Origin of the sequence: Variovorax sp. H27-G14 (genome assembly GCF_046156345.1) — a bacterium.
In the GTDB taxonomy this organism is placed as follows: domain Bacteria; phylum Pseudomonadota; class Gammaproteobacteria; order Burkholderiales; family Burkholderiaceae_C; genus Variovorax.
Genome location: NZ_JAYLVN010000025.1, coordinates 1 through 23,483 on the forward strand (window position 1 = coordinate 1; position 23,483 = coordinate 23,483).

At 62.4% G+C, this 23,483-nt stretch carries 17 protein-coding genes and 2 pseudogenes; 6 read left to right on the top strand and 13 right to left on the bottom strand.

Going from position 1 to position 23,483, the window contains the following annotated elements; all coding sequences use genetic code 11:
- Positions 1-36: 36 nt before the first annotated feature.
- From VLK31_RS32410 to VLK31_RS32435, 6 genes and pseudogenes are all read right to left on the bottom strand, one after another.
- On the bottom strand, positions 37-1,095 hold the full coding sequence (locus tag VLK31_RS32410; protein WP_409172604.1) for a hypothetical protein: 1,059 nt from the start codon (positions 1,093-1,095) through the stop codon (positions 37-39).
- Between the two features lie 352 nt (positions 1,096-1,447).
- Positions 1,448-2,149, bottom strand: coding sequence for a hypothetical protein (locus tag VLK31_RS32415; RefSeq protein WP_409172605.1), 702 nt, complete (start codon positions 2,147-2,149; stop codon positions 1,448-1,450).
- Entirely contained in the window at positions 2,146-4,320 is a 2,175-nt protein-coding gene (locus VLK31_RS32420) for a tetratricopeptide repeat protein (RefSeq protein ID WP_409172606.1), read from the bottom strand. The genes VLK31_RS32415 and VLK31_RS32420 overlap by 4 nt, the downstream gene beginning before the upstream one ends.
- A 16-nt stretch (positions 4,321-4,336) precedes the next feature.
- Positions 4,337-5,020 carry a hypothetical protein gene (locus VLK31_RS32425; protein ID WP_409172607.1) on the bottom strand — a complete coding sequence of 228 codons (684 nt, stop codon included), beginning with the start codon at positions 5,018-5,020 and terminating at the stop codon, positions 4,337-4,339.
- 16 nt (positions 5,021-5,036) lie between these two features.
- The gene (locus tag VLK31_RS32430) at positions 5,037-6,113 is read right to left on the bottom strand and encodes an SPFH domain-containing protein (protein WP_409172608.1); all 1,077 of its coding nucleotides are present in this window, start codon (positions 6,111-6,113) and stop codon (positions 5,037-5,039) included.
- Between the two features lie 113 nt (positions 6,114-6,226).
- Positions 6,227-6,436 (bottom strand): annotated as a pseudogene (locus VLK31_RS32435) (IS481 family transposase); the annotation flags it as partial.
- Between the two features lie 254 nt (positions 6,437-6,690).
- Here VLK31_RS32435 and VLK31_RS32440 point away from each other — a divergent pair.
- Positions 6,691-7,959, top strand: coding sequence for a DUF445 domain-containing protein (locus VLK31_RS32440; protein WP_409172609.1), 1,269 nt, complete (start codon positions 6,691-6,693; stop codon positions 7,957-7,959).
- Between the two features lie 316 nt (positions 7,960-8,275).
- Here VLK31_RS32440 and VLK31_RS32445 read toward each other — a convergent pair whose 3' ends face one another.
- Positions 8,276-8,527 (bottom strand): hypothetical protein, encoded by a 252-nt coding sequence (locus VLK31_RS32445; protein WP_409172610.1) that lies wholly within the window; start codon positions 8,525-8,527, stop codon positions 8,276-8,278.
- A 398-nt stretch (positions 8,528-8,925) separates the two neighbouring features.
- On the opposite strand from VLK31_RS32445, the gene VLK31_RS32450 reads away from it, so the two are divergent.
- The gene (locus VLK31_RS32450; protein WP_409172611.1) at positions 8,926-9,618 is read left to right on the top strand and encodes an H-NS family nucleoid-associated regulatory protein; all 693 of its coding nucleotides are present in this window, start codon (positions 8,926-8,928) and stop codon (positions 9,616-9,618) included.
- A 216-nt stretch (positions 9,619-9,834) separates the two neighbouring features.
- On the opposite strand, the gene VLK31_RS32455 is transcribed toward VLK31_RS32450, so the two are convergent.
- The 3 genes from VLK31_RS32455 to imuA are packed head-to-tail and all read right to left on the bottom strand — an operon-like array spanning position 9,835 to position 15,137.
- Entirely contained in the window at positions 9,835-12,954 is a 3,120-nt protein-coding gene (locus VLK31_RS32455; RefSeq protein WP_409172612.1) for an error-prone DNA polymerase, read from the bottom strand.
- A gap of 10 nt (positions 12,955-12,964) precedes the next feature.
- The gene (locus VLK31_RS32460; RefSeq protein ID WP_409172613.1) at positions 12,965-14,353 is read right to left on the bottom strand and encodes a Y-family DNA polymerase; all 1,389 of its coding nucleotides are present in this window, start codon (positions 14,351-14,353) and stop codon (positions 12,965-12,967) included.
- Positions 14,295-15,137, bottom strand: coding sequence for a translesion DNA synthesis-associated protein ImuA (gene imuA / locus VLK31_RS32465; RefSeq protein WP_409172614.1), 843 nt, complete (start codon positions 15,135-15,137; stop codon positions 14,295-14,297). Before imuA ends, VLK31_RS32460 begins: the two co-directional genes overlap by 59 nt.
- A 153-nt stretch (positions 15,138-15,290) precedes the next feature.
- On the opposite strand from imuA, the gene VLK31_RS32470 reads away from it, so the two are divergent.
- On the top strand, positions 15,291-16,214 hold the full coding sequence (locus VLK31_RS32470; protein WP_409172615.1) for an SOS response-associated peptidase family protein: 924 nt from the start codon (positions 15,291-15,293) through the stop codon (positions 16,212-16,214).
- Positions 16,215-16,465: 251 nt separating this feature from the next.
- A complete protein-coding gene (locus VLK31_RS32475) occupies positions 16,466-16,837 on the top strand; it encodes a hypothetical protein (protein ID WP_409172616.1) in 372 nt (123 codons plus the stop codon).
- Between the two features lie 749 nt (positions 16,838-17,586).
- On the opposite strand, the gene VLK31_RS32480 is transcribed toward VLK31_RS32475, so the two are convergent.
- The 3 genes and pseudogenes from VLK31_RS32480 to VLK31_RS32490 all read right to left on the bottom strand — a co-directional run bounded on the left by VLK31_RS32480 (position 17,587) and on the right by VLK31_RS32490 (position 19,214).
- Complete coding sequence (locus tag VLK31_RS32480) at positions 17,587-17,907, bottom strand: helix-turn-helix domain-containing protein (RefSeq protein WP_409172617.1); 321 nt, start codon at positions 17,905-17,907, stop codon at positions 17,587-17,589.
- Between the two features lie 12 nt (positions 17,908-17,919).
- Positions 17,920-18,024 (bottom strand): annotated as a pseudogene (locus VLK31_RS32485) (transposase); the annotation flags it as partial.
- Positions 18,025-18,251: 227 nt separating this feature from the next.
- Complete coding sequence (locus VLK31_RS32490; protein ID WP_409172618.1) at positions 18,252-19,214, bottom strand: LysR family transcriptional regulator; 963 nt, start codon at positions 19,212-19,214, stop codon at positions 18,252-18,254.
- Between the two features lie 97 nt (positions 19,215-19,311).
- Between VLK31_RS32490 and VLK31_RS32495 the strand changes: the two genes are divergently transcribed.
- Positions 19,312-20,853, top strand: a complete 1,542-nt coding sequence (locus VLK31_RS32495; protein WP_409172619.1) for an NADH-quinone oxidoreductase subunit L — start codon at positions 19,312-19,314, stop codon at positions 20,851-20,853.
- Positions 20,854-20,915: 62 nt separating this feature from the next.
- Entirely contained in the window at positions 20,916-23,447 is a 2,532-nt protein-coding gene (locus VLK31_RS32500; RefSeq protein ID WP_409172664.1) for a YbcC family protein, read from the top strand.
- Positions 23,448-23,483: the final 36 nt, after the last annotated feature.

Sequence of the window (23,483 nt, forward strand, 5' to 3'; positions counted from 1 at the left end):
CAATAAAGAAGTCAAGAAAGGAGGAAGACGCTAGAGTTATGCACAGCCGGCTTCCACGATGCCGGCTTCCATCCCCGGGTCAAAGTTCAACCGGCAGGGTGGGTCAAGATTCAACCGGCGCCGACAGATTCGACCCACTACCGCTTCTAGCAAGACGCGATGGACGCGCGCCGCGAGCACCGGCGAAAGGATCAACTGCTCGGCACGGCGCCCAGCGTCAAAGCCGTGGAGCGGTTCGTCGTAGTTCTGTCGCAGTGTCAGGCAATAGGGGTGGGTGTCGGCTTGAAGCAGCAGGTTCGTTAGCCAAGGTTCTGGATCCTCAAGCTCCTGGACCGGCAACCGATCTGTGTACCAGTTTGCCAACTTCGCAGCTTTGACGCGCTCGTCGTCCTTGATTCTCTGAGCAGGCTCCTGGTGTTGGGGCCCATCCACTTCTAGTATCAGACCGGATGGGGCTTCCCCCGCGGGATATGGCAGCGGAAGCGCGAAATCGACGCATTGCTGCGTCGCATCCTTGACGTTTTGCCGGTCGAGTTTTGAGCTGTCGGCCGTCTCCCTGAGGGCCATGCGCAACAGCCCGTCCAGTGGCGCTTGGGGCATCAGAGCCTGTGCCAGTCCAGTACCCAGACGTAAAGCTACGACATTGTTGAGAAAGTGATGCTCTGCGTGCGAGTCCAGAGGGTAGTGTGCCCGTGTCACCTCGCTGAAAGCACTCTTGCTTAAGCGAGACTCAGTAACGTGCAGCGCTCGCACGAGCAACGTCTGAAAGTCGGCTGGCACGCTTGCCAAGTCGAAACCAACGCCGCGCCGATCCTCCGCATAAAACGATGCGTAGCCAGGCCACGCCGCGCGTAAGACAGACTGGCTTAGGGCCAGCGGTGCACGCGTGGGCATTCCACGACTGGTCAGATTTATCGCGACCGCGATGAGAGCAGCCAACTCGGTACGGTCACCATCAAACCCCGGTAGTTCGCCGCCAGTATCGAGGTCGAAGGTCGCTAGCGTCCGCAACAGGGCAAGGGCGACGGAGTTGTCGGAAGATGTGAGGCCCCCCAAGACTTCCGGAACACAGTAAGCGGCGTGGAGTTGGGTCATTGGACAAGCATGGTGACGCTGGCAGCGCAGCGAACGGCAAAGACAACGAGTACATCTTCTCTGGCAAGCCGCATCCTGGAATGCGAACCTGCGCATGCGAATCAAGCACAGTCATTGGGGCGCAAAGGCGACGCCGGCAACATTTTCGTTGGGCTGATCGTTAGCGCGCGCACATTCCTTGCTGTCCGGGCTTTCTTTCGCAATGCAATAGTGATCAGACGGCTAGGGGCCGTCAGGTCAAGACCGGGAGTGATCGAGGTCTCCAGATCATGGCCTCCTCGCTCCCCGATCCAAGAGTGCACCAACTGATTGCTATCGCAGCTAGCCGATCCGCGATGTTTGCCGTAGGTTGCTACCCTTGGTTTGACTTTTCTGCGCTCATCCCAAATTGAACTTGGTTGAGTGGCTCGACACGCACGAACGGCACCGAGCCTGCCGAGGCGTCCAGAACTTGGACTTCAGGCCGCGGGCCGCGTGCGGCTCCTTGACCGAAGCCCGTACGCAACCACCCCTGCACTGCGTCGCGGTCCCCATTGGGCACGCTGACCAGCACGCGTGAAGGATCCGTGCGCGACGAGGCAAGTTTGCCGGCAAGTTCAACGCTGCGTTGCACGTCCGGACTTCGGCGTGCCAACAAATTGGACGGCAACCCCACAGTGGTTCCTTTCCACGCGTTCACAGCTTCCGGGCGACCCTGGTCGTTGGCACGCTGGATCGGAGCAACATCTGTAACGACCGCCATGTGGTTAGCGCGCATCGCGTCATCAAATGCTTGGGCTTCTGCCAAGTCCTTCTGTTTACCGTTGCGCCAGCCAATAAAACCTCCGACGGCGCCCACCGCCACCGCGGCGGTTGCGCACGAGGAACCCTTACCGCCGACAGCCCTACAGGCAGCGAAGCCAGCCAGTGCGCCGATGCCCGCGCCCAGAGCAGCCTGGTCTGTCGCGTTCGAGCCAGTGACAGTTCTGCCTTGGTTGTTTGCGCAGCCAGACGCCGCAAATAGGAGAGCAGTAAAAACTGCAACGGATGAAAGTCGGAAACGCGTGGTCATCATTTCTGGCTCAGTTCTCTGAGTTGTTGTTCAAGTTGCCGATTCATCTGCTTCGCGTAGGCCTCTTCAGCTTTGATCTGCGAAGTAGGTGCGTCCGCCCGGGCCGGCCGCGGCGACGTGGCACGCGCCGGAACGTCCGCCCGAGCCGTCGTTACGTTATCGCCCAGCGTCGGAATCTCATCTGCCGCGGAAAGGACGGCGCTGGCGACTGCGCGGGCTGCATCAGAGCGCCCGTTCTGCGCCTGTTCACCCAGGAACGTGAGCGTCTTCTGGCGACTCCCCGAATAGTGCAGCGCTAACGAAAGCGCGGCCGCCGATGCCGCAGCGTCGCCTGTTTCCGCAAGCGACGCGGACAAGTTCGCCCACGCGGCCACACGACGCGGCGCGAGGCGCAAAGTCTCGTTCAGGGCTCCGATCGCCTCAGCATGTGCTCCGCTCTCCTGGTAGGCGAAGGCCAGGTTATTCACGATCTCAGGATCAACAGCATCGGCTTCGACGCCACGCGTAAACGCCTCGATCGCGGCCTGGTTCTCTCCGCGCTGCAAAGCGCTTTTACCTTCGGTGTTCGCGGCGCGTCCGGCCGCGCGATCACGATTGACGTTGCGCAGCGCCAGCGGCGCAGCAGTCGCCGAATCGACGACGTCCCATTGGTGCTTGCTTGCGGCGATCAGCATTTGCTTCAGCTGCGGGTCAAATTGGATCTTTGGTGTCGCTGCCACCTGGACTGCTGGCACCTGTGCGACGACAGGGGCCGCCGCCACCGCTGCTGCCGCGACGGGTGCAACAGCTGCGGCAGAAACGGAGGTCTCGACGCTCTGCGCGCGCTGCTGCGGGGGGGCTTGAACCGGCGAGGGTGCCGCAGGTGCTTGGGGCCTTGAGGGCTTTGAGGCGCTCGCATAGCTCGGAGTCGGCGAATCCTTGAAACTCGCGGGTATCAGGGGTACCAGAAAGACTGCGGCGGCGATCAATGAGACCGCAGGGATGAGCATTGCATCTTTGGACGTCATCGAAAGAAATGGACGGCTCGGCCGGGTTCCGCGCTCGAGCAGCGCCTGGCGCTCGGCAGAACCAAGCTGCAGCGAATCCACGCTCTTTAGCTGTCGCTGGCTCAAAAGTGCCTGCCGTATGCCTTTTGAGTACGACAAGATCGAATGCTTGCGCCACGCGGCGAATACGAGTGCAGCGACCACGGCGCCGGCGGCCAGCCCTGGGCTGAAGGCGATTCGATGCGCATCCGCGTACGCATAGCCGCCGCCGGCCGCGAGGAGTGACACGACCAGCGGCGCGTAGCCCCAGCGGATCGCCTTCTTTCGCTCGTGGTCGACCGGCGCGGGATCAGCAACCAGCTTTTCGCCTGTCGTGCCATCTGTCCACACGTTGTAGGTACGGCCCTCGTAGTCATATACGACATGACAAATGGGCAGGAAGACACTGGTGTCGGTCTTGGAGGTAGTAGCCTTCCAGCGCCAGTCCCTCTGACGATCGCCCTGCGCATGCTGCTTCACTCCCGCGTCGATCTGTGCGTCGACAAGATCGGACCCGCGTACGGTGTATGCCTCCTGCGCATTGACGGTAAACGGTTCGGCTTCAAAGCCTGTCACGTATGACGTATCAAATGGCTTGAGCTCATCCACTGCCGGACGTTCTATGAAGATCCGCGGAAGGTCCAATCCGGCTGCTGAAAGCCGCTCTCCAGCGTAGGCGATGGCTGTGAAGTCACCCCGGTCGGCGCCGTTGACAGGCCGCCAGTCAGTGACGGTCTTCGTTTTGGTGACGGGGCGCGATCTTCCTTGTGAGTCCTTTTCGTAAACCGTGTACTGCTCCTGCCGGTCAAAACCGAAGCTTGCGGTCCAATCGGCTTCGTATGTCCCGCGGTAGATGAATGCGGGCACATAGAACTGCTCTACCTTGCTGAACACAGCGTGCTCTAGCAGGTTATCTGGGGTCAGGTTGCCCTGCGCGAGATGCGCATAGACGACGTCCTCTAGCGCAGCCCGTGTAACACCCAGCGGGACCACAAGCTCCGCATTGGATGGTCTTCCATCATCGTTCGGGGCTTGCTCGATCGCGGTGATCGCATCGCAATACATGCACTTGAGCGCGCGATTTCCAGCCGAGTATTCCAGCGAAGAGCCGCAGCCGCTGCAAATCAGTTTGAGCGTATTGTTGTCCATGAGGTGCTGTACCGGCTCACGCTTTGGAGCGTGATGCCACGAGTTGTTGTTGACGGCGCATGACGAGCGCTTCGATCTCGTCCATTGCTTGTGTGAAAGTGGCGTCGCTTTCCGAGGGGGAGAATCCGAGCAGCTGAACCAGCTTGGCTCGGAGCGCCGCGTCTTCGGCAACCGTCTGGTTCTTGATGCTTGATGCGGTATATCGAAGCGACTCGACCAGGCGTAGACACCGTTCCGTGTGCGGGCGGCCCGCATTGCGCGATACCGCCTCATTCAGGAGACCTTGCCACTCCATTCGGTCGCTGTTGTCGGGCTGGGAAGCCACTGCTTGGTCTATCACGCCAGACGAAGCATGGAGAACCAATGCGCTCACGATGAGGCCTGCCGACGTCAAGATTGTCAGCGACCAGGAAAGCGCGTTGTACCCCGTCAGACCCGCCAAAAACGCGGCAAGCGCGCCGAGCAAAGCCAGCGATATCACGGCGCCGCTCGGTCCAATCAGCGCTAGGCGCGATTCCTCCGACCTGGACGAGGGCGCCAGGGGCGCGGGCAGGTAGAAAAATCCACCTAGCAAAATTGCTACCAATGCGGTAGCTGCAACAACCGGGGCACTCCAGACGCCTGATGGCAGCAGTACGACCAAGATGGCAATCGCGGCGAGCGCAACTACGGACCCGGCCAAGCCCAGCTTCATTTTCATTGACATGGGGGATCCTTCAGCTCGCGAGGATTCGAGCTTTTTCGCTATCGAACTCCGCGTCCGTCAAAATGCCGGACTGCTTCAATTCCGCCAACTCCTTCAGGAGCCGTATGCGTTCCGACGGCCCCACGCTGGCTGGGGCGGCAACAGGCGGTGGCGGAGGGGTGTGAGGGGCAGCCTCCGGGGCAGATGCCGTGGGCGGCGGCGCCGCGTATGGCCGGATGTCGGCTGCGGCCTGGGCAAAGTTGCTGCCGATGCTCGGCCCCATGCCAATGCCCATCCCCAATCCCAAGCCCGCGCCCATCACACCGCCGGCAGTGCCTTCATTACCTGCGGCGGTCTCCATCACATTGAAGCTGCGTTCTTGCTGGTATGTGAAACCAATAATTCCCATCTCGGCGCGCTTGGCGAGCGCCTTGCGCAGCGTGATCACCGCCTCGTCGTTCTCCGGGACGTTGATAGAGTGGATATTGAACTGGGCAAGCGCAACGCCATACTCGGCAAGCTCCGGGATCAGTGCGGCCTTGAGAGACGCCGACAACGTATCAAGCTGCGTAGCGACCTCCAGAATCGAAATGCCTGCGCGAGCGATGCAAGTGGCGATTTCGGTCTTGATCCGCGTGATCAGGACGCCTTTGAGGTAGCTGGAGAGCGTATCGACATCAAACCCAGGCAGCGTGCCAACGAGTTTGAGAAGAAAGCGCTTCGAATCCACAATCCGGATGCCGTACTGCCCGAAAGCGCGCACCGGAATCATGATGCCGTACTTGGGATCCTGCAGCGGAATTGCATCGGCCGTGCCCCACTTCACGTCCAGGTTTGTAACGCGATTGACGTACCAAACCTCCGCGCTGAACGGTGACTTGCCCCCGAAAGGTATACCGATCAGCGAGCGCAGGAGGGGTAGGTTTTCAGTGCTGAGCGTGTGTCGGCCTGCACCGAACGGGCCGTCATAGACACCCCCACGCACAAGAAATGCTTCTTGAGACTCATTGACGATGAGCTGCGTCCAAGTGGAAAGCTCAGTACTCGGATATTTCCACGCGACGATGTTTGGGGTGCCGTCCCACTTGACCAGATCTATTACTGCCACGCGCTCCACCTTTGTAATTTTGTATTAATAGTAACATCGTGAAACGATAGCTGTCATGGCAATCTGACCAACTGGCAATTACGTGCGGTTTTTCACGCTTTTGAGGTTCTAGGGGCGGCCTGCAGGAACGGCACGGCCGAGCCCTCGCGCTCGTCGTCGCGCAATTTGCACCAAGCCCGCTCGCGAGTGGTTGTCGATGGCCACCTTAGCGAGCTCCCAGCCGGCGCCTCGTTAGGCACCGCCACGATCGACCGTCACACGGGGCTGGGCCGCATGAGGCGCCCGAGCTTCTTGGTGTCGATATCCAGCAACTCGCTCGGCGGGCTTCGTCGGAAGGCTTCTTGGTCGCGGCCAGCAGCTCCTGTCGTGCCCACGCAGCTTTGCCGCAGCAACAACTCGTTTCATCTATGATCCAGCGCTGCTAGGAATCGGAGGATCACTTGATCGAACGAAACCCAGTCGATGCTTAAGCACCGCTCTTGGCGATCATTGACGCGGAGATGAGAACGAATGGCCCCAGTGCGGCCAACCAACGGGAGATAGATCGATGGAGGGAACTTTAGACAAAACCGAGGCCTTGGAGCGCGCCAAGCGCCGCGCCGCATGGTTTCTGGTTGGCGCAGCCGGTTTCTTTGGACTGAGCTTGATTTGGAAGGCCCCCCCGGCTTGGACGATGAAACTGCTCCAATCAATGTCGGAAGCGGCGATGGTCGGCGGCCTCGCCGACTGGTTTGCAGTCGCGGCGCTCTTCCGGCCTGTCAACTTGTTAGGCTTGATACCGATCTTCCCGTCCCACACGGCGGTGATCCCTCGCAGCAAGGATCGCATCGCCAGTAGCCTCGGGGACTTTGTCCGCGATCACTTTCTAAAGACGGAGACGTTGGTCGCCATCGTAAAAAGAAACGATCCAGCGCAGTTCGTAGCGAAGTGGTTCCTCGAAAAGCGAAACGCTGAGCGTTTCGGACGCCACGGCGCAAAATTGGTCGCTTGGGCTCTCAATGGTCTGCATGAGGAGAGTGTGCAGGCGTTGATCTCGAGAACCATACGCGAGGCTTTTAAGAGTGTCGATCTTTCCAGGACCTCGGGTGAAGTGCTCGAGGCGATGCTCTCGCAGGGGCGGCACCACGAGCTATTAGACGAAGCCATAGCAAAACTGACGGAAGCGTTCCAAGATCCGGCGACCCGCGCGACGCTAGCCGCCAAGATCGCGGAAGGCATTCGCGATGAGTATCCAAAAGGGCAGCTTGTCCTTCCGACAGAAGCAGTCGGTCGGTTCGCCGCCGGGAAGATCGCGGAGTGGATCGAAAGCTATCTTGACAACGTGTCCAAGCAGCCCAGCCACGCGCTGCGCGAAGCTTTCGACAAAAAGGCCAACAGCCTCATCGTGCACCTCAAGGGCGATAGCAAATTCACCAAGAAAGGCGACGAGATTAAGGACTACATCCTCAATGATGAGAAGTTCACTGGCTACATCGCCTCGCTGTGGACGTCGCTGCGCGACATGGTGGAGAGGGATCTTCGCAACGAGGATTCCGAGATCCATCAAAAGCTTGTGGCGGCGGGAGACTGGATCGGTTCCACCTTAGAGAAGGACGAAGAACTGCGCTCGTCGCTCAATCGCCAAGTCGAGTCCCTTGTCGATCAGTTCGGACCCGCGTTGGGCAAGTTCGTATCCGATCACATTGAAGGCACCGTGAAGGGCTGGAACGCTAAGGCCATGAGCACGCTGATCGAGGAGAACATCGGAACCGACCTTCAGAAAATCCGCATCAATGGCACGATTATTGGCGGCCTGCTTGGCGGATTGCTCTTCGCCATCGCTTATCTCAGTTCGAATCACCTCTGACCGCTTCGGTCAGTTCCAAGATTCAATACCGTTGCTCATAAATCCTCCCTGGACGCCACCGCCCACGAACGAGCGCTCTCTCCCGAGCGAGGCAGGCAGCTGGACTCTTGCCACTGCCCGCGGTATCCGGATCGCACGGAATGCCGGCGACGGTTGCTTCCGGGTGCTGGAGCATGTCCCACTTGCCAGCATTTGGAAACTTCTCGTAGTCGGTCCACCGATGCGGATTTGGCAAGCCAGCAAAATCGGGGTTCAATAGATCGATGCCCGAGCCCTTGCATTTAATCCACGGTCCAGAGGGATGTGCTCTGCCGTCCTAACCAGCGAGTGCGGCCTGGGCATCGAATCGATGCTCGTAGCAATACCGGCGGTCGTATCCGACGGGGTCCAGTCCGACGACTACCGCGGCGGTGAAGTTGAACTGCTTCACCGCGCACACCTTCCCCTGAAGAACGCGGATGCCCGTGTAGCCGCTGGTCGCAAGCACCTCGGCCAGCGCGGAGAGCACCGTGGAGGAATTCGACTGACGATGGTGGCGGGGGCGAATAACGGGAACGGCCAGTGACATGCTCACATTGTCGCTGGCTTCAGGTGGGGCCTGCCCTTCGCGCGATGGCCAGTTCAGGGTTGCACTGATCAGTTCTAGGAAGGCTACGCACCTGAATTCCGAGCGTGAGAATGTTTGCTTGAACTTTCGGTCAGTGCGCAGCGCCGTGTCTCGCAAAAGATCACGGCCAGCCAGAGAAGTTAATCATTGACCCGCAAATCTGGAGTTGCGAGACCATGCTCATGCAGAGCATCTACGGCAAGAGAGACTGAATGTCTTTGATGATGACAATCCACTTTTCTAATGGGTTGACGTGGCGGATATTGAGCAATCACCTGACAAATTAATCGACGCCTGGAGATGCTGTCAATACGAAACAGTTATGCTGCGGCCATTATTCGTTGAACAGGACTCTCGATATGGCACAGACTCTCGCGCAAATTACTAAGCAGATCGAAAAGCTTCAAAAGGAAGCTGATGCACTGCGACGGACTGAACTGAAGGGCGTGATCGATCGCATCCGGGTGGCGATTTCTCATTACGGCTTGACGCCAGACCAACTCGGTTTTGGCAAGCCCGCGGCGAAGAGCGCCAAGCCTGTGATCAAGAGCGGTGACGAGTTTGCGATGCCGAAATTTACCAACGACGAAGGCCAAGTTTGGTCGGGCCGCGGTCCACGGCCTCTGTGGCTGCGTGAAGCGCTTGCCGATGGTCGTTCGCTGGACGAGTTCCGCACGGATGCGCTAAAGCGCGCATCGCCTATTGCAACCAAACCCGGCAAAACGGGCGCCGTTGCCTTGGTCAAGAAGTCTGCTGCGGGGAAAGGCGAAAAGCGCGTCAAAGCAAGCACCAAGAATGCCCGTCCTGCTGCCGCAGCCGTCCCCGCAGCGCCCGCTGACGCGGTTGTCGCGGAAGCAATCGCGCCAAAGACTTCTGCCTCGCAAGGCAATGGCCAAGTGAAGACGCGCGCCGCCAAGACGCCAGGTGCGAAGAAGGCCGCGAGCAAGCAGGCAGTCCCGACCGTCGCCAAGGTTGCACCGCGCGCCAAGGGCAAGCGCCTGAACACCGTTTCCGCCGACGTTGCGCCCGCAGCATTGCCCCTCAGCGCCTAATAGGCTGGCGCAGCGACTCCCGCGCCAAAGCAATTCGGGGTAGCGCGCCGTCTCTTAGACAGCTGTCGGACCGATCCCCATCACCCAACATTCATCGGGCTCAAGGGGGATCGCGCGAGTTGGAGTGCAAGTCGGAGCGGTCAAAACGCTTCGACCACATGCTCGTCACTTTCGCGAGACGACGGCCCTCTTTCGCCTGCACGAGCAAACCCACGCTCATCGAAAATCCCGGCTCGCCGTTGCCGACGCCAGCCTCCCCAACAACGGGGTCAGGTCTTCCAGCCTTGCGGCAATCAAGTTCTTCACAGCGCCTTCGCACTGCCAAGTTCCGTGGACGGCCATAAGCCGCGAGCCCAGCAGTTCCTGGCGCTGAACCTCTCGCAGGCTCTTCCACACGATCACTTGCACGACGCCTGTCTCGTCTTCCAGCGATAGGAAGATCGTCCCTTTCGCGGTCTCCGGCTGCTGGCGTAGAGTCACGATGCCGCAATGGCTCACATGGTCGCCGTTCTCGATCTCCTCCAAGTCCAGCGCAGTCATCAGGCCTCGAAGCGTCAAGCGCTCGCGCAGCAGCGCAAGAGGATGCCGGCGCAGGGTCAACCCAGTCGACGCATAGTCGAACACGATCTCCTCGCCTTCAGGGGCCTCGTCGAGCTCAAGGAAGTCTTCATCGACTGGCGCATCGCGCAGCAACCCGGGCGCGGCGCGCAGCCCCGCTGCCTCCCAGACTTGCTGGCGCCGATGGCCTGACAGGCTCACCAATGCATCGGCGGCGGCCAACAGCTTCATCTCATGCAATTCGAGACGGGCGCGCAGCGCCAGGTCTTCGGCACTGTCGAAGACAAGCTGCGCGCGTGCTTCGACGATGCGGTTCGCTGAAGCCGACTTGAGCCCGCCGATCATGCGCAACCCCAACCGCACCGCAGGTTCGTGTGACATGTCCTCCAGCGTGCAGTCCACGTCGCTGTACATCACGTCCACGGGACGAACGTCGACGCCATGGCGACGCGCATCCTGTACAAGCTGCGACGGCGAATAGAAACCCAGCGGCTGCGAGTTCAGCATGGCTGCCAAGAACTCCGCCGGGTGGTGGCACTTGATCCAGCAACTCGCGTAGACCAGCAATGCGAACGAGGCGGCATGGCTTTCCGGGAAACCGTATTCGCTGAAGCCTTTGATCTGCTCGAAGATTGCCTTGGCAAAGCTCTCTTCATAGCCGCGCGAGGTCATGCCGTTGACGATCTTGTCGTAGTAGTGCTCCAGACCGCCCTTGCGCTTCCAAGCCGCCATCGAGCGCCGCAGCCCATCGGCCTCTCCAGGTGTAAAGCCAGCCGCCAGGATCGAAATCTGCATCACCTGCTCTTGGAACACAGGCACGCCCAGCGTGCGCCCCAGCGCTTCCTTCAGCGCTTCACTCGGATAGACGACGGCCTCCCTGCCCCGTCGCCGGTTCAGGTACGGATGCACCATGCCGCCCTGGATTGGACCCGGCCGAACGATGGCGACCTCGATGACCAGGTCGTAGAAGCACCGTGGCTTCAGGCGCGGCAGCATGCTCATCTGCGCGCGGCTTTCGATCTGGAAGACGCCGACGGTGTCGGCCTTGCAGATCATGTCGTAGGTCGTACTGTCCTCCGCCGGGATGTCCTGCATGCCGAACACGCGGCCCTTGCGCAGGCCGATGAAGTCCAGCGCCTTGCGGATCGCAGTGAGCATGCCCAGCGCCAGGCAGTCCACCTTCAACAGGCCCAGCGCGTCGAGGTCGTCCTTGTCCCATTCGATGACCGTGCGATCCGGCATCGACGCGTTCTCGATGGGCACCATGCGGCACAGCGGGCCCTTGGTCAGCACGAAGCCACCCGTGTGCTGGCTCAGATGACGAGGAAATCCGATCAGTTGCCCAGTGAGGTGCATCAGCTGCTGCACCTGAAGCGACTCCATCGACAGACCAATCTCCTGCAGTCGCTCCGGCCGGACCTCGCGCCCGTCCCACCACTGGTGCCCCTTGGCAATGGCGTCGACCGTTTCGAGCGACATGCCCAGGGCTTTTCCCACATCCCGGATCGCGCTCTTGGGCCGATAACTGATCACGACCCCAGTGATGGCTGCGCGATCCCGCCCGTACTTGGCGTACAGGTACTGCAGCACCTCTTCTCGCCGCTCGTGTTCGAAATCAATGTCGATGTCCGGTGGCTCGTTGCGCTCCTTGGAGATGAAGCGCTCGAAAAGCACGCTCATGCGCGCCGGGTCGACCTCGGTCACGCCCGTGCAGTAGCAGACCACGCTGTTCGCGGCACTGCCGCGCCCCTGGCAAAGGATGTGTCGGGAGCGCGCGAACATCACGATGTCGGCCACGGTCAAGAAGTAGTGCTCGTACTTCAGCTCGGCGATGAGCACGAGTTCGTGTTCGATCTGCGTTTGTACTTTGGCGGGAATGCCATCGGGCCAGCGGCGCCCTGCACCTTCGTAGGTGATACGCCTCAAGTAGCCGGCCGGGGTCTCTCCTCGGGGTACGACCTCGTCGGGGTACTGGTAACGGAGCTCCTCGAGGCTGAAGCTGCAGCGCGCGGCCACTTTGAGCGTCTCTGCAAGGAGATCCGACGCGTAGGTCTGCGCGAGCCGCAGCCGGGTGCGCAGATGGCGCTCGGCGTTGGGCTGCAATTCAAGCCCGCAATCAGTCAGTGGCTTCCCCAGCCGCGTCGCAGTCATCACGTCCTGCAAGGGCTTGCGCGAACGCACATGGAAATGCACGTCACCCGCAGCCACCAGCGGAATTGCGGTGTCAGCGCTGATTTCGCTCAGTCTGTGCAACCACATCTCGTCGTCGAGCACACGGAGCTTTTCCACAGCGAACCAGCTGCGGCCCATGAAATGCCTCAGGAGCCAGTTGCCGAGCCAGCGCAGTTGCGCCGGCGTGCACATGCGCTTCGGCGAGGCCAACACTACGCAGTTCTCGAGCTCATGGCCATGGATGTCCGGAAGTGGCAGTCGGTATGTGCCCTTCTCCGACGCGCGGCGCAGCTTGGTGATGAACTCGGAGAGGTTGCCGTAGCCATCCAGATTGCAGGCAAGGACGGTGAGCGTGAACGGCGTCCCATCCTGTTCCAGTTGCTCGGGCTCGACGAGAAACTGGCTGCCGATGAGCAGCTTGAGGCCGTGGTCTTTCGCAGCCACGTGGGCGCGCACCACGCCCGCCAGGCTGCATTCGTCGGTGATGGCCAGGGCGGTATAGCCGAGCTGCTTCGCGCGTTCGACCAGCTCCTCCGGTTGGCTGGCGCCGCGCAGGAAGCTGAAGTTGCTCACGCAGCGGAGTTCGGCGTAGTCGGGCAGTTCCATACGCGATCACTCAGGCGAAGGTGCCGTGCAGGAACCACGCCGTCTCTTCCTTTGCCAAGCGCATCTGGAAGATCCACAGCACGCCTGCGTGTTCACTCACGGCCACCCAGTAGTCGCGGGCGCTGTGTCGAGTGGTCTCGGGTGACGCGGGTGCGGGTGCGCCCTCACCTTTTCCTTTTCCTTCGCCTAGCCGCTCTCCTTCTTCGCTTTGCGTGGTCCGGTCCCACCAGCCGCCTTCGACCCGGTGCGGCCCCGCAAGCAACTGCAGCACGCCCTGATAGAGCGGCCGGTTGTTCTGTGTCGCCAAGCGCAGCGGCTTCGCCAGGATGAAGGTGGGCTGCGGCACTTCGACCATGCAGCTCTTCGCGCGCGGTGCCGGCTCCGGTACAGGCCGCCAGCGGCACATCCATTCCATTCGGTGGTCTTCGAGGATCACGGGGCGCAGCACCCGATCTGGCCCCAAGCGCGCCGCGATGCGCTCGAGCACCAGCGCCAAACCTTCTCCCGACTGCCGTGCCTCAGGCAGCATCGAGAAGCTCTTCTCTTCCAGCGATTGCACCTCGGTGGCCAGCAGTTCCAGGTCGCCGACCGGCGCCAGCAGTTCGACCTTGTCGAGGTGCTCGGCCAGCAGCCGAATCAGGTGCTCCGTGTCACGGGTTGCTTGGGCAGTGCGCACGGTGAGTTCGCCGCCATCGCCCGCTGTCTTGGAGCGCATCGCGTCATGGCACCAGCGCAGCGTGAAGGCGGTGACGCCCGAACGCCGCGCCATGAGCCAGCCGGCCATCTGCAGCACCAGGCGGCGCGCACCGAACAGTATTGCGGGCGCGTGCTCGATCCGTGCCATGAGCTCCAGCTTCGCGTGGAAGGTCTCGGGCAGCTGCGCCCAGGGGTAGGTCTCGGGACGCAGACCATAGGCCTGGTCGAGCGTCGCCAGCAGTTGGGAGTCAAACCGCCGACTCAGGCCACCCCGCGGCAACGCGCGCACCTGGCCCAAGGTTCGGCAGCCCAATCGGGCCAGCGTCGCCTGGTGCGAGGCCACCTGCGTCAGCGTTTCGAGCGGCAGCGCGTCGAGGAGCTGAGCGAGCGGCTTGGCAAAGCCGTTGGACATGCCGGCCCGGCCCACCGCCAGCGCGGCCAGGCTCGTCGGCGCCCAGCTCAACTGCCGCACGCCGAGGTCCGTGGATTCCTCGCGCACGCGTTCGACCAGACGGCGCTTGCCGCCGAACAGGCGCAAGCTCTGCTCCATCTCCATGACGACCGCCGGGCACTGCAGAAGCGCTTCGAGGACAGCGACGCGGGGTGTGAACTGAAGACACCACGTCGCGAGCCCGTCGAGCGCCTCAGTGCGCCGCTGCGGGTCGTCCGGAAGGGTGTCGGGAAGAAGGGCTGCCCACAGCATGGGAGAGCTCCCTGGACTGGCGGGCCGCGATCAGGCGGCTCGGGTAGCGAAGGCGCGGCGTCAGGACCGCTTCCAGCCCGCCAGGGATAGAGGGCAAGCGCAGCTCGCCCTCATGCGGCGGTCCTTTGCGCTTGAGCAGGTGAACGTGCAGTTCCCAGTCGACGCCCAGGCGGGCCTGCAGACGCAGCGGCGCGGCCGACGCTTCATGCGCGGCCGACTCCGGTCGACACAGGATGACCGGGCCGTCGCAGCCCTGGGCACAGACTTGCAAGCGGCGGACCTGTTCCTGGCGGGCCTGAGGCAGCCAGCTGACCAGCATGCCTGCGGCGTTGGCCTTGATGAGCTGCTCGGTGGCCCACAGGCGCTCCACCGGCTTGTCTGCGTTGATCCAAACCAGTTGGCGTTCATCCAGGCCGAGATGGCGCAGGCCGGGCAAGTGCGGGGCCTTCGGCGGGCCGACGACGACGATCTGCTTGCCCTGGGCGACCACGACACGCATCGCGGGGGCAAGCAAGCGCCATTCAAGTACAGAGGGCTGGACCTGCAGGACCTCCGTCAACGACTGGCATGGCCAGCCATTGCCAGGCAACTCGGCGTCCAGCGTCTCGAAGCCTGTGCGGAGCGTGGTCGTGACCGGTGAGCCGAGCGCATCGCCCCGCCAGATCGCCGCTTCCACGGCGTGCGGGAGCCCGACGGGCCAGCGTTGCGCCACGCCGGAAGGCGTGAAAGACTGTGGGACTGGGGGCGTGTTTTCGCCATCAGCCCACAACAGGGAGATGGCCATCAAGGCTCCTATTACTGTATGGATGTACAGTATCTCTGCGCCGTGCAGCTTGAGCAAGAAGGTTTACAAATTTGGTTGGCCTCTTGCCGCTCGGTACGGGCCAGATGAACAAAACCCAGCAGTTCCGCTGGGTGGATTCGCCGGAGGTGACGCATGTGCTACTCAGCCCAGATTCGTGCCGACTACAAGCAGTTCTTCCGGATGTTCGGCGGCGTGCTGACGCTGGACGCTTTCGCAGAGCTGTACTACGAGCGCCAATCGAATCCGAAGATCAAGATTCCCAAGGCAATGGATGCCGCGTTCATGAGCCCCGAGAACGAGGATGAGCGGGGCATCAAAGACCTCATCGATGCTTTCAACACCCAGCAGGCGATCAAGCTCGAGCAAGACCTCTTCGCGCAGCGCAAGCGCCTGGCCGATGCCCAGCGCAAGCTGCTCGTCAAGACGACGAAGAAGGCCTCCGAGGATGTGCGCATCGCAACCACCAAGGTGGAATGGGGACTTGGCAAGCTGGCCGATTTGAGGCGAGCCGAGCCAGAACCACGCGATGCGCGGATATTTCCTGGCGTCTATGCGCCAGTGATGATCTGGGAAGACGGGCATCGGGTGATCAAGCCAATGCGCTACCAGTGCAGGCCAGCGGGCAAGTCTGAGAAATTCGATTTCCTCTACCCGGGCACCTATAACGCCCGGCGCGACAACCTGGAAGGGTTTTGGCGTGGCCAATTCGGCGTGTCGCACGGTGTCATGGTGATCAATGCCTTTTATGAGCATGTCGATCGTGAAGGCAAGGACACCGTCCTTGAGTTCAGGCCAAGGCCGGAGCAGGACATGTGGCTGGCGTGCCTGTGGTCCAAGTGGACTGCGCCGGGACAGCCAGACCTGCTGTCGTTCGCCGTCATCATGGATGAGCCACCGCCAGAGGTTGCAGCGGCCGGCCACGATCGTTGCCCCATACCGCTCAAGCTTGAGAACATCGACGCTTGGTTAAGGCCGGACAAAGGTAATCTGGACGCCCAATACGCAATCCTCGATGACCGCGCGCGCCCTTACTACGAGCACCGCCTCGCCGCTTGACCACTTTTCCTGCGCAGATGACGAGGAATCCATGACCAGAGAATGGCCGCCAAGCTGTGCATCGCTCGCCGTGGCTCGCGATCCGCCTAGGATAGGCGCATGCCGGTATCGCCCTGAGTCGCTCTTTGCGATGGGGTTCTCTTCAAAGCTCCGTCGAGGTGAGTTTTCTACACGAATGGCCTCACAGTTGCCAACATCGGCTGATCGCACGAACATTCGCCGGAGCTCAACGCTCTGGAAGGATCCCGACCATGAAACTGATGAACGTCGAGTTGACCAACGAAAACGGAGTCGATTTCGCGAGCTGGTTGGCGACTGGCGCGGTCCAACCCGCGGAGGCAGTCGACCGGCTCATCCGCGTCTTGGCGGAAACCAGAAGGACAATGGAGCCGGCGGTCGCACAAGTGCTTCCCCTGATCATCAAGGCACCGCCCCAGGTACATGCGCCCGCTTGGCAATGGTCCATCGAGGCCGACGGCAGCTTGGTCCTTAACCTGCGCCACCCCGGATTCGGCTGGCTCGGATTTCGTCTTCCGGACGTTGATGGCTTTCAGACCAACCTGGTCGACGTTCTCTTCCAGCGAAATGCGCTGCTTGACGAATTGAAGTCCCCTGCGGGCTGAGTACCAGCCCTTGGCGTCGCGCTGAAGCAACCTCGCCAGTCCGTGACGCCTTTTCGCTGAGTTGACCTCCCACGAAAGCTGTATTGCACGATGGACGAGCCTGGGATTCAATGGCTGCCCCAAATGCAGAGGAGACTACGATGGGCAAAGCCACTCTTCACAGGGCCACGGCGACCCTGAAGCTGCCATTCCACACCGACTCAGAGGCTGAACTGCGCGCCCTACGAGCGGCAGGCATTCCGGTGGACGATCGGGGCGCTGCATCGTCGGGCTTTTTGCATGTGAGAACGACGGCCGACTATCGCTCCCGAGTATTCCGATGGTTTGCTGTTGACGATCCAGAAGATTCCTCTTGGCCACCTCAAGGTGGGTGACAGCAGCCGACATAGAGGCGTTCCCTGAGCGGCATTCTTTCCCCTCCCTTGCCTCGACTGCAGGCTGCTCAGTTTGCGCGACTGAAATCCGACGAATGTGAAGTCTGAAAGCGGCTTCTGTGAAGCGGCGCGAAATCGAATTGTCCAACAGCGAGCACGAAACGGCGGTATCGGCGTGCTCACCAATGAGCGTGCAGTGCGGCTCGGGCTATTGCGTGAAGAGGGCGACGGCCTACGCGCCTGCTGCCGATGGATACGGCGGTACATAGCCATGCAACGCGTGGAAGCTTGTCACGTCCAGCATCAGTTCAATGTACAGCCGAAGTCTTGCCTGCGGCTTTCAGAACCACCGGTGCAAGCAGCGCCCAGCTTTCTTCAAAAAGATCCCCCGAAATTCGAGACCGTTGAACGTTCGAGAAACTCTGTCGGCGCCATCGCAGTTACTTGCCGGAAAGCCGTGGCAAAAGCGGCCGTGCTGGCGAAACCTGCGGCCATCGAGACCCTGGCGATAGCCTCGCCCCTGGCCAGTCGTTCCATGGCCCGCACGATTCGTGCGCATTGGCGCCATGCCTTGAACGTCAGGCCGGTTTCTGCTGGGAACACGCGGCTCGCACTGCGAATAGAGGTTGCGGAGCGCGAAGCGAGTTCGTCTAAGCTCAGCCGGTTCTGATGGTCTGCGAACGCGAGCTCGGCCACCAGACCCAGTCAGGCACAGAATTCACGCACAGACTTGAATGCATTGGCTTCTCCCATCGTGACGATGGCCGCCGTAGCCGAGAGCAGGCCGACTCCAGGTATCGCCGCCACGCGCTTCATGTCCACGTCAACACGCAGGACCTCAGCAAGCCGCACCTCGACGGCCTTAATGTCTATCGCCAGTTGTTTGATGCGCTGGGCCTGCTCACGCAGACTGTCGGCGACATACTGTGGAATGCTGCATCCGGGTTGCGGGCATCGCGTCTACACGCGGATTGCTCGAGAGAACGCAGGCTGACCACAACCTTTGAAGTCTTTGCGCAGGAACGCTGCTACGCGAGGTCTTACGTCTTCCGCCGGCGGCGCGTCTTGCTGGATGCGTCGACGGCGGGTCGGTGCAGATCCGGCGGCTCTGGCGCCCGCGCAGGCCGCTGGGCGAGCAACCGCTCCAGGCGCTCCATGCGGTGCCGGTGCAGAGTTGTGATCGCGTAGAAGTTTTCCTTCAGTTGGGAAGATCGCCCAACCGTCACCAACGCACCGACACGGAGCTCGTCCTGCACCACCACCTCGGGCAGCACCGTGAGCCAGCCGCTGTCGCGTGCCACTAGGCGCAGCATCGCCATGTCATCGACTTCTGCCCGTAAACGAGGTGTGACGCCCGCAGCCACGCATAGCGCGTCGAACTGCCCGCGCACAGCGTGGCGCGGACCTGGCAATGCGAGCTCCAGTCCGCCGAGATCTTCGGGAATGCGTAGCGTGCGCCCCTGCCACGTCTGCGCCGGGCCGACGAGCGAGATGTCCTGGCTGCCCAGGAAGCGGCAGTGCAGCGGCCGGTCCGGATCGGCCGGCACCGCCTCGTTGGCGAGCACGACGTCGAGCTGGTGCTGAAGCAGGCGACTGAGCAGCTCCTCGAGCATTCCTGACTCCAGCGTGAGCCTCACCGTCGGATCGGCCAGCAGCGGCTGGATCCAGTTCTCCTGGTAGTTGCGCGAAAGCGTTGCGACGCTTCCCATGCGCAACCGCACCATGCTCCCGTCGCTGCCTTGCAGCCGGCCTAGCAGTTCCTGACCGAGGCCGAAGATGTTCTCGGCATAGGACAGCACGGTCTGTCCCGTATCAGTCAGCAGAAGACGGCGTCCTTTGCGCTCGAACAAAGCTTCCCCAAAGCGGTCTTCAAGCTGGCGGATCTGGTTCGAAAGCGCCGACTGGGACACGTGCAACTCATTCGCCACCTGTGTGAGATGCCCGACCTTGGCGACACGCCAGAAATACAGAAGGTGGTGGAAATTGAGCTGTTCGATCTTCATTGTTCTCTTAAAAAGATTGAAACGTTCTTACCAATGAATTTTACAGAACGTAAACCCGCTCGCATCATCAACTGAACTCTCTCTTGGCGTAACCCTTATGACCTTTACAAATGCGTTCTTGCTCGCCTGCAGCCTCATGCCTGCAATCCTGATGTTGGCTGCCACGCCGCATCAGAGCAACTCGGACGTGCCGACAGTCTGGCAGCGGTTCCGGGTGCTGGCGATGGTCGCGCTCGCATGCACGGCAGCAAGCCTGGGCCTGCAAACTCTTGCAAAGTCGAACGCGCTGCTCTCTCCTGTCACCGGCATTGCCGTCGACATCACGGGCGCATGGATGGCGTTGCTGGTGCAGCTACTCGGAACCGTGATTGGCGTGTTCTCGTCGCGCTACCTTCAGGGTGAACCATGCCAACCGCGCTACGTGGCCGCGCTCGGTGGCGTGCTGGCCGCGGTACATCTACTCCTGCTGGCCAACCATTGGCTGGTGTTGATCGCAGCCTGGGCGACTGTCGGGCTGGCCTTGCAGCACCTACTGTGTTTCTATACCAATCGCTCCTTTGCCCTGCTGGCGGCACACAAGAAACGCGTTGCTGATCGCTTGGCTGACGTATTGCTGATCGCCGCCGCGGTCTTGGCCTGGCACGAGGTCGGGTCCGGCTCGTTCCCGGATTTGTGGCGCCATCTCGAGTCCGCTGCGCCGTCGATGGCGCTGCAGGCCAGCGCGATCTGCCTGGCCCTTGCGGTCGCGCTGCGCACTGCACTGCTCCCCGTTCACGGCTGGCTGCTCCAGGTGATGGAGGCGCCCACACCGGTGTCGGCGCTGCTGCATGCCGGGGTGATCAACCTCGGCGGCTTCGTGCTGATCCGCTTTGCGCCCTTGCTCGACGCAGCGCCGATCGCACGTTGGTTGCTGGTCAGCATCGGCCTGACCACCGCGGTACTCGCTGGACTGGCGATGCTGACGCGGATCAGCATCAAGGTGCGCCTGGCCTGGTCCACCGTTGCCCAGATGGGCTTCATGGTGATGGAGTGTGGCCTGGGTCTTTACACGCTGGCGATGCTGCACCTGATCGGTCATTCGCTCTACAAGGCGCATGCCTTCCTTGCCGCTTCCAGCGCCGTGGAATCGACGCGCCTGCGCACGATGCGCGGGGCCCTGGCGCCATCGGCCACCAGCCTATTGGTCGCGCCGCTGTTGTCTGCGACCCTGGTCACGGCCCTGCTCTTGCTGCATGCGGTGGTGTTTCGGGTCGCTGCTTGGCCCTGGTGGTGGAGTGGTGTGCTGGCGCTGGCCTGGGCACCCCTGTTCTGGACGCCGTTGAAGCAGCATCCCGACGCAACGGGTGCAGTGCGCGGCGCGCTCACCGCCGCCTGCATGGTGGCCGCGCTGGTGCTGGCCGCGCTGATCGGTCACGCGCTGCCGTTCGGCGTGCATGACAGGCCGCAGGGGCTGGCTGGTCTGGTGGCGCTGGCCGGCATGGCAGCGCTCTACGCTTGCCTGGCCCTGCTGCACGCCCGACCGGCGGCGCTGGCCACCTGGCGCCGCTGGATCTATGCCGGCTTCTACGTCGACGAGCCGGCTACGCGCGCCGCGCTGCGGCTGTGGCCGGCGCGCTGGACCGTACCGACCGCCGATTGACTCGAAACGAGGAACCTCCCGTGCAACCCTTGTCTAACCCGCCCGCCGAAGCTTGCTTCCGTCTGCAACCAATTCCGTCAACGAACGTCGACATCAACCGACGCATCGATGCCGCGTGCGCTCAGGCGTGCAGCGCCATCGCACCGGCCTGGCCACTGGATCGCGCGATTGCCGTCAACCCGCACTGGGAGCGCATCGGTCACAGCGTGCGCGCCATAGCCGCGCGCATGGCAGTGCTGGGGGACATCCGCGTTTTGCCACCACGTGCGATGCTGAGGCAGGCTTGGGCGTCGGGCCGCATCGTCGCCGCCGACATCGACGAAGCGCTCGCGCAACTTCCCGCCGCCCGGGCCGTTGGCCTGAAGGCAGACGAGGTGCTGGCCGCGCTCACTGAGTTGCCTGCGTTGACCCGGCTGCCCCTGCTCATCGACGTGCTCGACGACGATCCGCAGGGCCAGCGGCGGCTCTCTTGGCGGCAGGCCATCACCCACCAAGTTAGCCAAGTCTGCGCCGCCTACTTCGACGTTCATCAGGCCGATTGGCAGCCCGACCGGGAAGGTGGGCTCTACACCTTCTGGCGCACCACGCTGACGCACGACCATGGCATCGGCATGCTGATGGGCTTGCCCGACATCGCAAGCGGGCTGGCCGCGCTGCCCGCCACACGCGAGGACGCCGAACGCTGGGTATTGCGTCGGTTGGGATTGCCGGAAAAAGCCTGGGCCGACTACCTTGAAGCCGTCCTGCTCACAGTGACCGGTTGGGCGTCGTGGTGTGCCTACCTCGCCTGGGAGGCCCGCCTGGCGGGTGGCAGCGACATGCACCTGCGTGACTTGCTTGCGATCCGCCTGGCCTGGGGCGCAATACTGCTCGAGTGCCGCGACGACGAGGCCGCACAACGCGCCTTTGCCGCACTGCAGGTCGAGTGGGGCCGTGCACCCGCTCTGCTGCAGCAGGCCGAGAACGCCTTGTTGGTCGACGAGGTCTGGCAGCTCGCGTTCGAGCTGGGCTACCAGCGTGGCCTGGCACGCAAGCTTCGGGCTGTCGCGTCGCTGCCAGCGATGCCGGCCGAGAACTTGGGTGTGAACCCGGTGGTGGACTCGGGCGTCGAGGTTCAGGCCGCCTTCTGCATCGACGTGCGCAGCGAACCCTTGCGTCGGGCCGTCGAATCGACCTGGCCGGCAGTCCAGACCATCGGTTTCGCCGGGTTCTTCGGCCTGCCGGTGGCTTACACACCGCTGGCTACCGAAGCGCGGCGACCGCAGCTGCCCGGTCTGCTGGCACCGGCACTGGAGGTGACCGAGCGCGTGGCACACACCACGACGGACTTCGGCCCGGCGGGTGACGCGCTGCAAACGGCCGCGCGTGCGGCGCGGGTTGACAGCTTCGCCAACGCCGACCGTTGGAGCGCCGGCAGCCGCTGGCCGAACGCGGCCTTCTCGTCGGTCGAGGCGGTTGGGGCTGGGTATCTCGGCAAGCTGGCGCGGTGGCTACGTCCGTCGGCGGCCTCACGCCGCTCGGTCGACAACGCCGGGCTTGCGCGGCGCTACCTACCGGTGTGCCGGCCCGTGCTCACCAATCTGCCTCTCGGTGCCAAGGTCGACCTTGTCGCGCCCGTGCTGCACGCCATGGGCTTGGACCTTGGCCTCGCACCGCTGGTGCTGCTGATCGGCCATGGCAGCCAGAGCGCCAACAATGCGCAGGCGGCCGCACTGGACTGTGGGGCCTGTTGCGGCCAAACCGGCGAGGTCAATGCGCGTGTGCTGGCGCGACTGTTGAACGAGCCTGAGGTGCAGGCGGGCCTACGCGCTCGCGGCATTGCAGTGCCCGCCGACGTGTCATTCGTCGCTGCGCTGCACAACACGACCACCGACGAGATTGAGGGTTTCGACCTCGATCTGTTGGACGACGTCGCACGGGCGCGCTGGGCTCGTTTGCAGAGCGTCTTCCTGCACGCCGGTGACCAAGTGCGTCGCGAGCGTGCAGCCGGGCTCGGACTCGACCCCCGCTCGCCCCATGCCGCTTTGCTGCAACAGCTTCGCCGCCGCGCCAACGACGGCGCCCAGACGCGGCCGGAATGGGGCTTAGCCGGCAATGCGGCCTTGATCATCGCGCCACGCCGGCGCAGCCTGGGTGCTTTGCTCGATGGCCGCGCCTTCCTGCACGACTACGACGCTACCAATGACGCAGACGGGAGCGTCCTGGAGCTGCTGATGACCGCGCCAATGCTGGTGACGCACTGGATCAACTGGCAGTACCACGCATCCACTTGCGATCCGAGTCGCCTGGGCAGTGGCAACAAGCTACTGCACAACGTGGTCGGTGGGCGCATCGGTGTCTTCGAGGGCAACGGCGGCGACTTGCGGATCGGCCTGGCACATCAGTCGCTACACGATGGCACGCATTGGCGGCACGAGCCGTTGCGCATGACCGTCGTCATCGACGCACAGGCCGAGGCGATCGAGCGCGTGATCGCCATACACCCAGTCGTGCGCCAACTGCTCGACCACGATTGGCTGCACCTGTGGCGCTTTGTCGATGACGGCGGCTTCAAGCGTTATTCGCAAGGCAAGTGGCTTGCGGTCGTCGCATGAACTAGCCCTTGCAGGTTGGCTTGCTGTGCGCATACG

Coding starts and splice junctions, on each gene's coding strand:
- VLK31_RS32410 (WP_409172604.1), bottom strand. CDS start 1,095: ATGACCCAACTCCACGCCGCTTACTGTGTTCCGGAAGTCTTGGGGGGC.
- VLK31_RS32415 (WP_409172605.1), bottom strand. CDS start 2,149: ATGATGACCACGCGTTTCCGACTTTCATCCGTTGCAGTTTTTACTGCT.
- VLK31_RS32420 (WP_409172606.1), bottom strand. CDS start 4,320: ATGGACAACAATACGCTCAAACTGATTTGCAGCGGCTGCGGCTCTTCG.
- VLK31_RS32425 (WP_409172607.1), bottom strand. CDS start 5,020: ATGAAAATGAAGCTGGGCTTGGCCGGGTCCGTAGTTGCGCTCGCCGCG.
- VLK31_RS32445 (WP_409172610.1), bottom strand. CDS start 8,527: ATGTCACTGGCCGTTCCCGTTATTCGCCCCCGCCACCATCGTCAGTCG.
- VLK31_RS32450 (WP_409172611.1), top strand. CDS start 8,926: ATGGCACAGACTCTCGCGCAAATTACTAAGCAGATCGAAAAGCTTCAA.
- VLK31_RS32455 (WP_409172612.1), bottom strand. CDS start 12,954: ATGGAACTGCCCGACTACGCCGAACTCCGCTGCGTGAGCAACTTCAGC.
- VLK31_RS32460 (WP_409172613.1), bottom strand. CDS start 14,353: ATGCTGTGGGCAGCCCTTCTTCCCGACACCCTTCCGGACGACCCGCAG.
- imuA (WP_409172614.1), bottom strand. CDS start 15,137: ATGGCCATCTCCCTGTTGTGGGCTGATGGCGAAAACACGCCCCCAGTC.
- VLK31_RS32470 (WP_409172615.1), top strand. CDS start 15,291: ATGTGCTACTCAGCCCAGATTCGTGCCGACTACAAGCAGTTCTTCCGG.
- VLK31_RS32475 (WP_409172616.1), top strand. CDS start 16,466: ATGAAACTGATGAACGTCGAGTTGACCAACGAAAACGGAGTCGATTTC.
- VLK31_RS32490 (WP_409172618.1), bottom strand. CDS start 19,214: ATGAAGATCGAACAGCTCAATTTCCACCACCTTCTGTATTTCTGGCGT.
- VLK31_RS32495 (WP_409172619.1), top strand. CDS start 19,312: ATGACCTTTACAAATGCGTTCTTGCTCGCCTGCAGCCTCATGCCTGCA.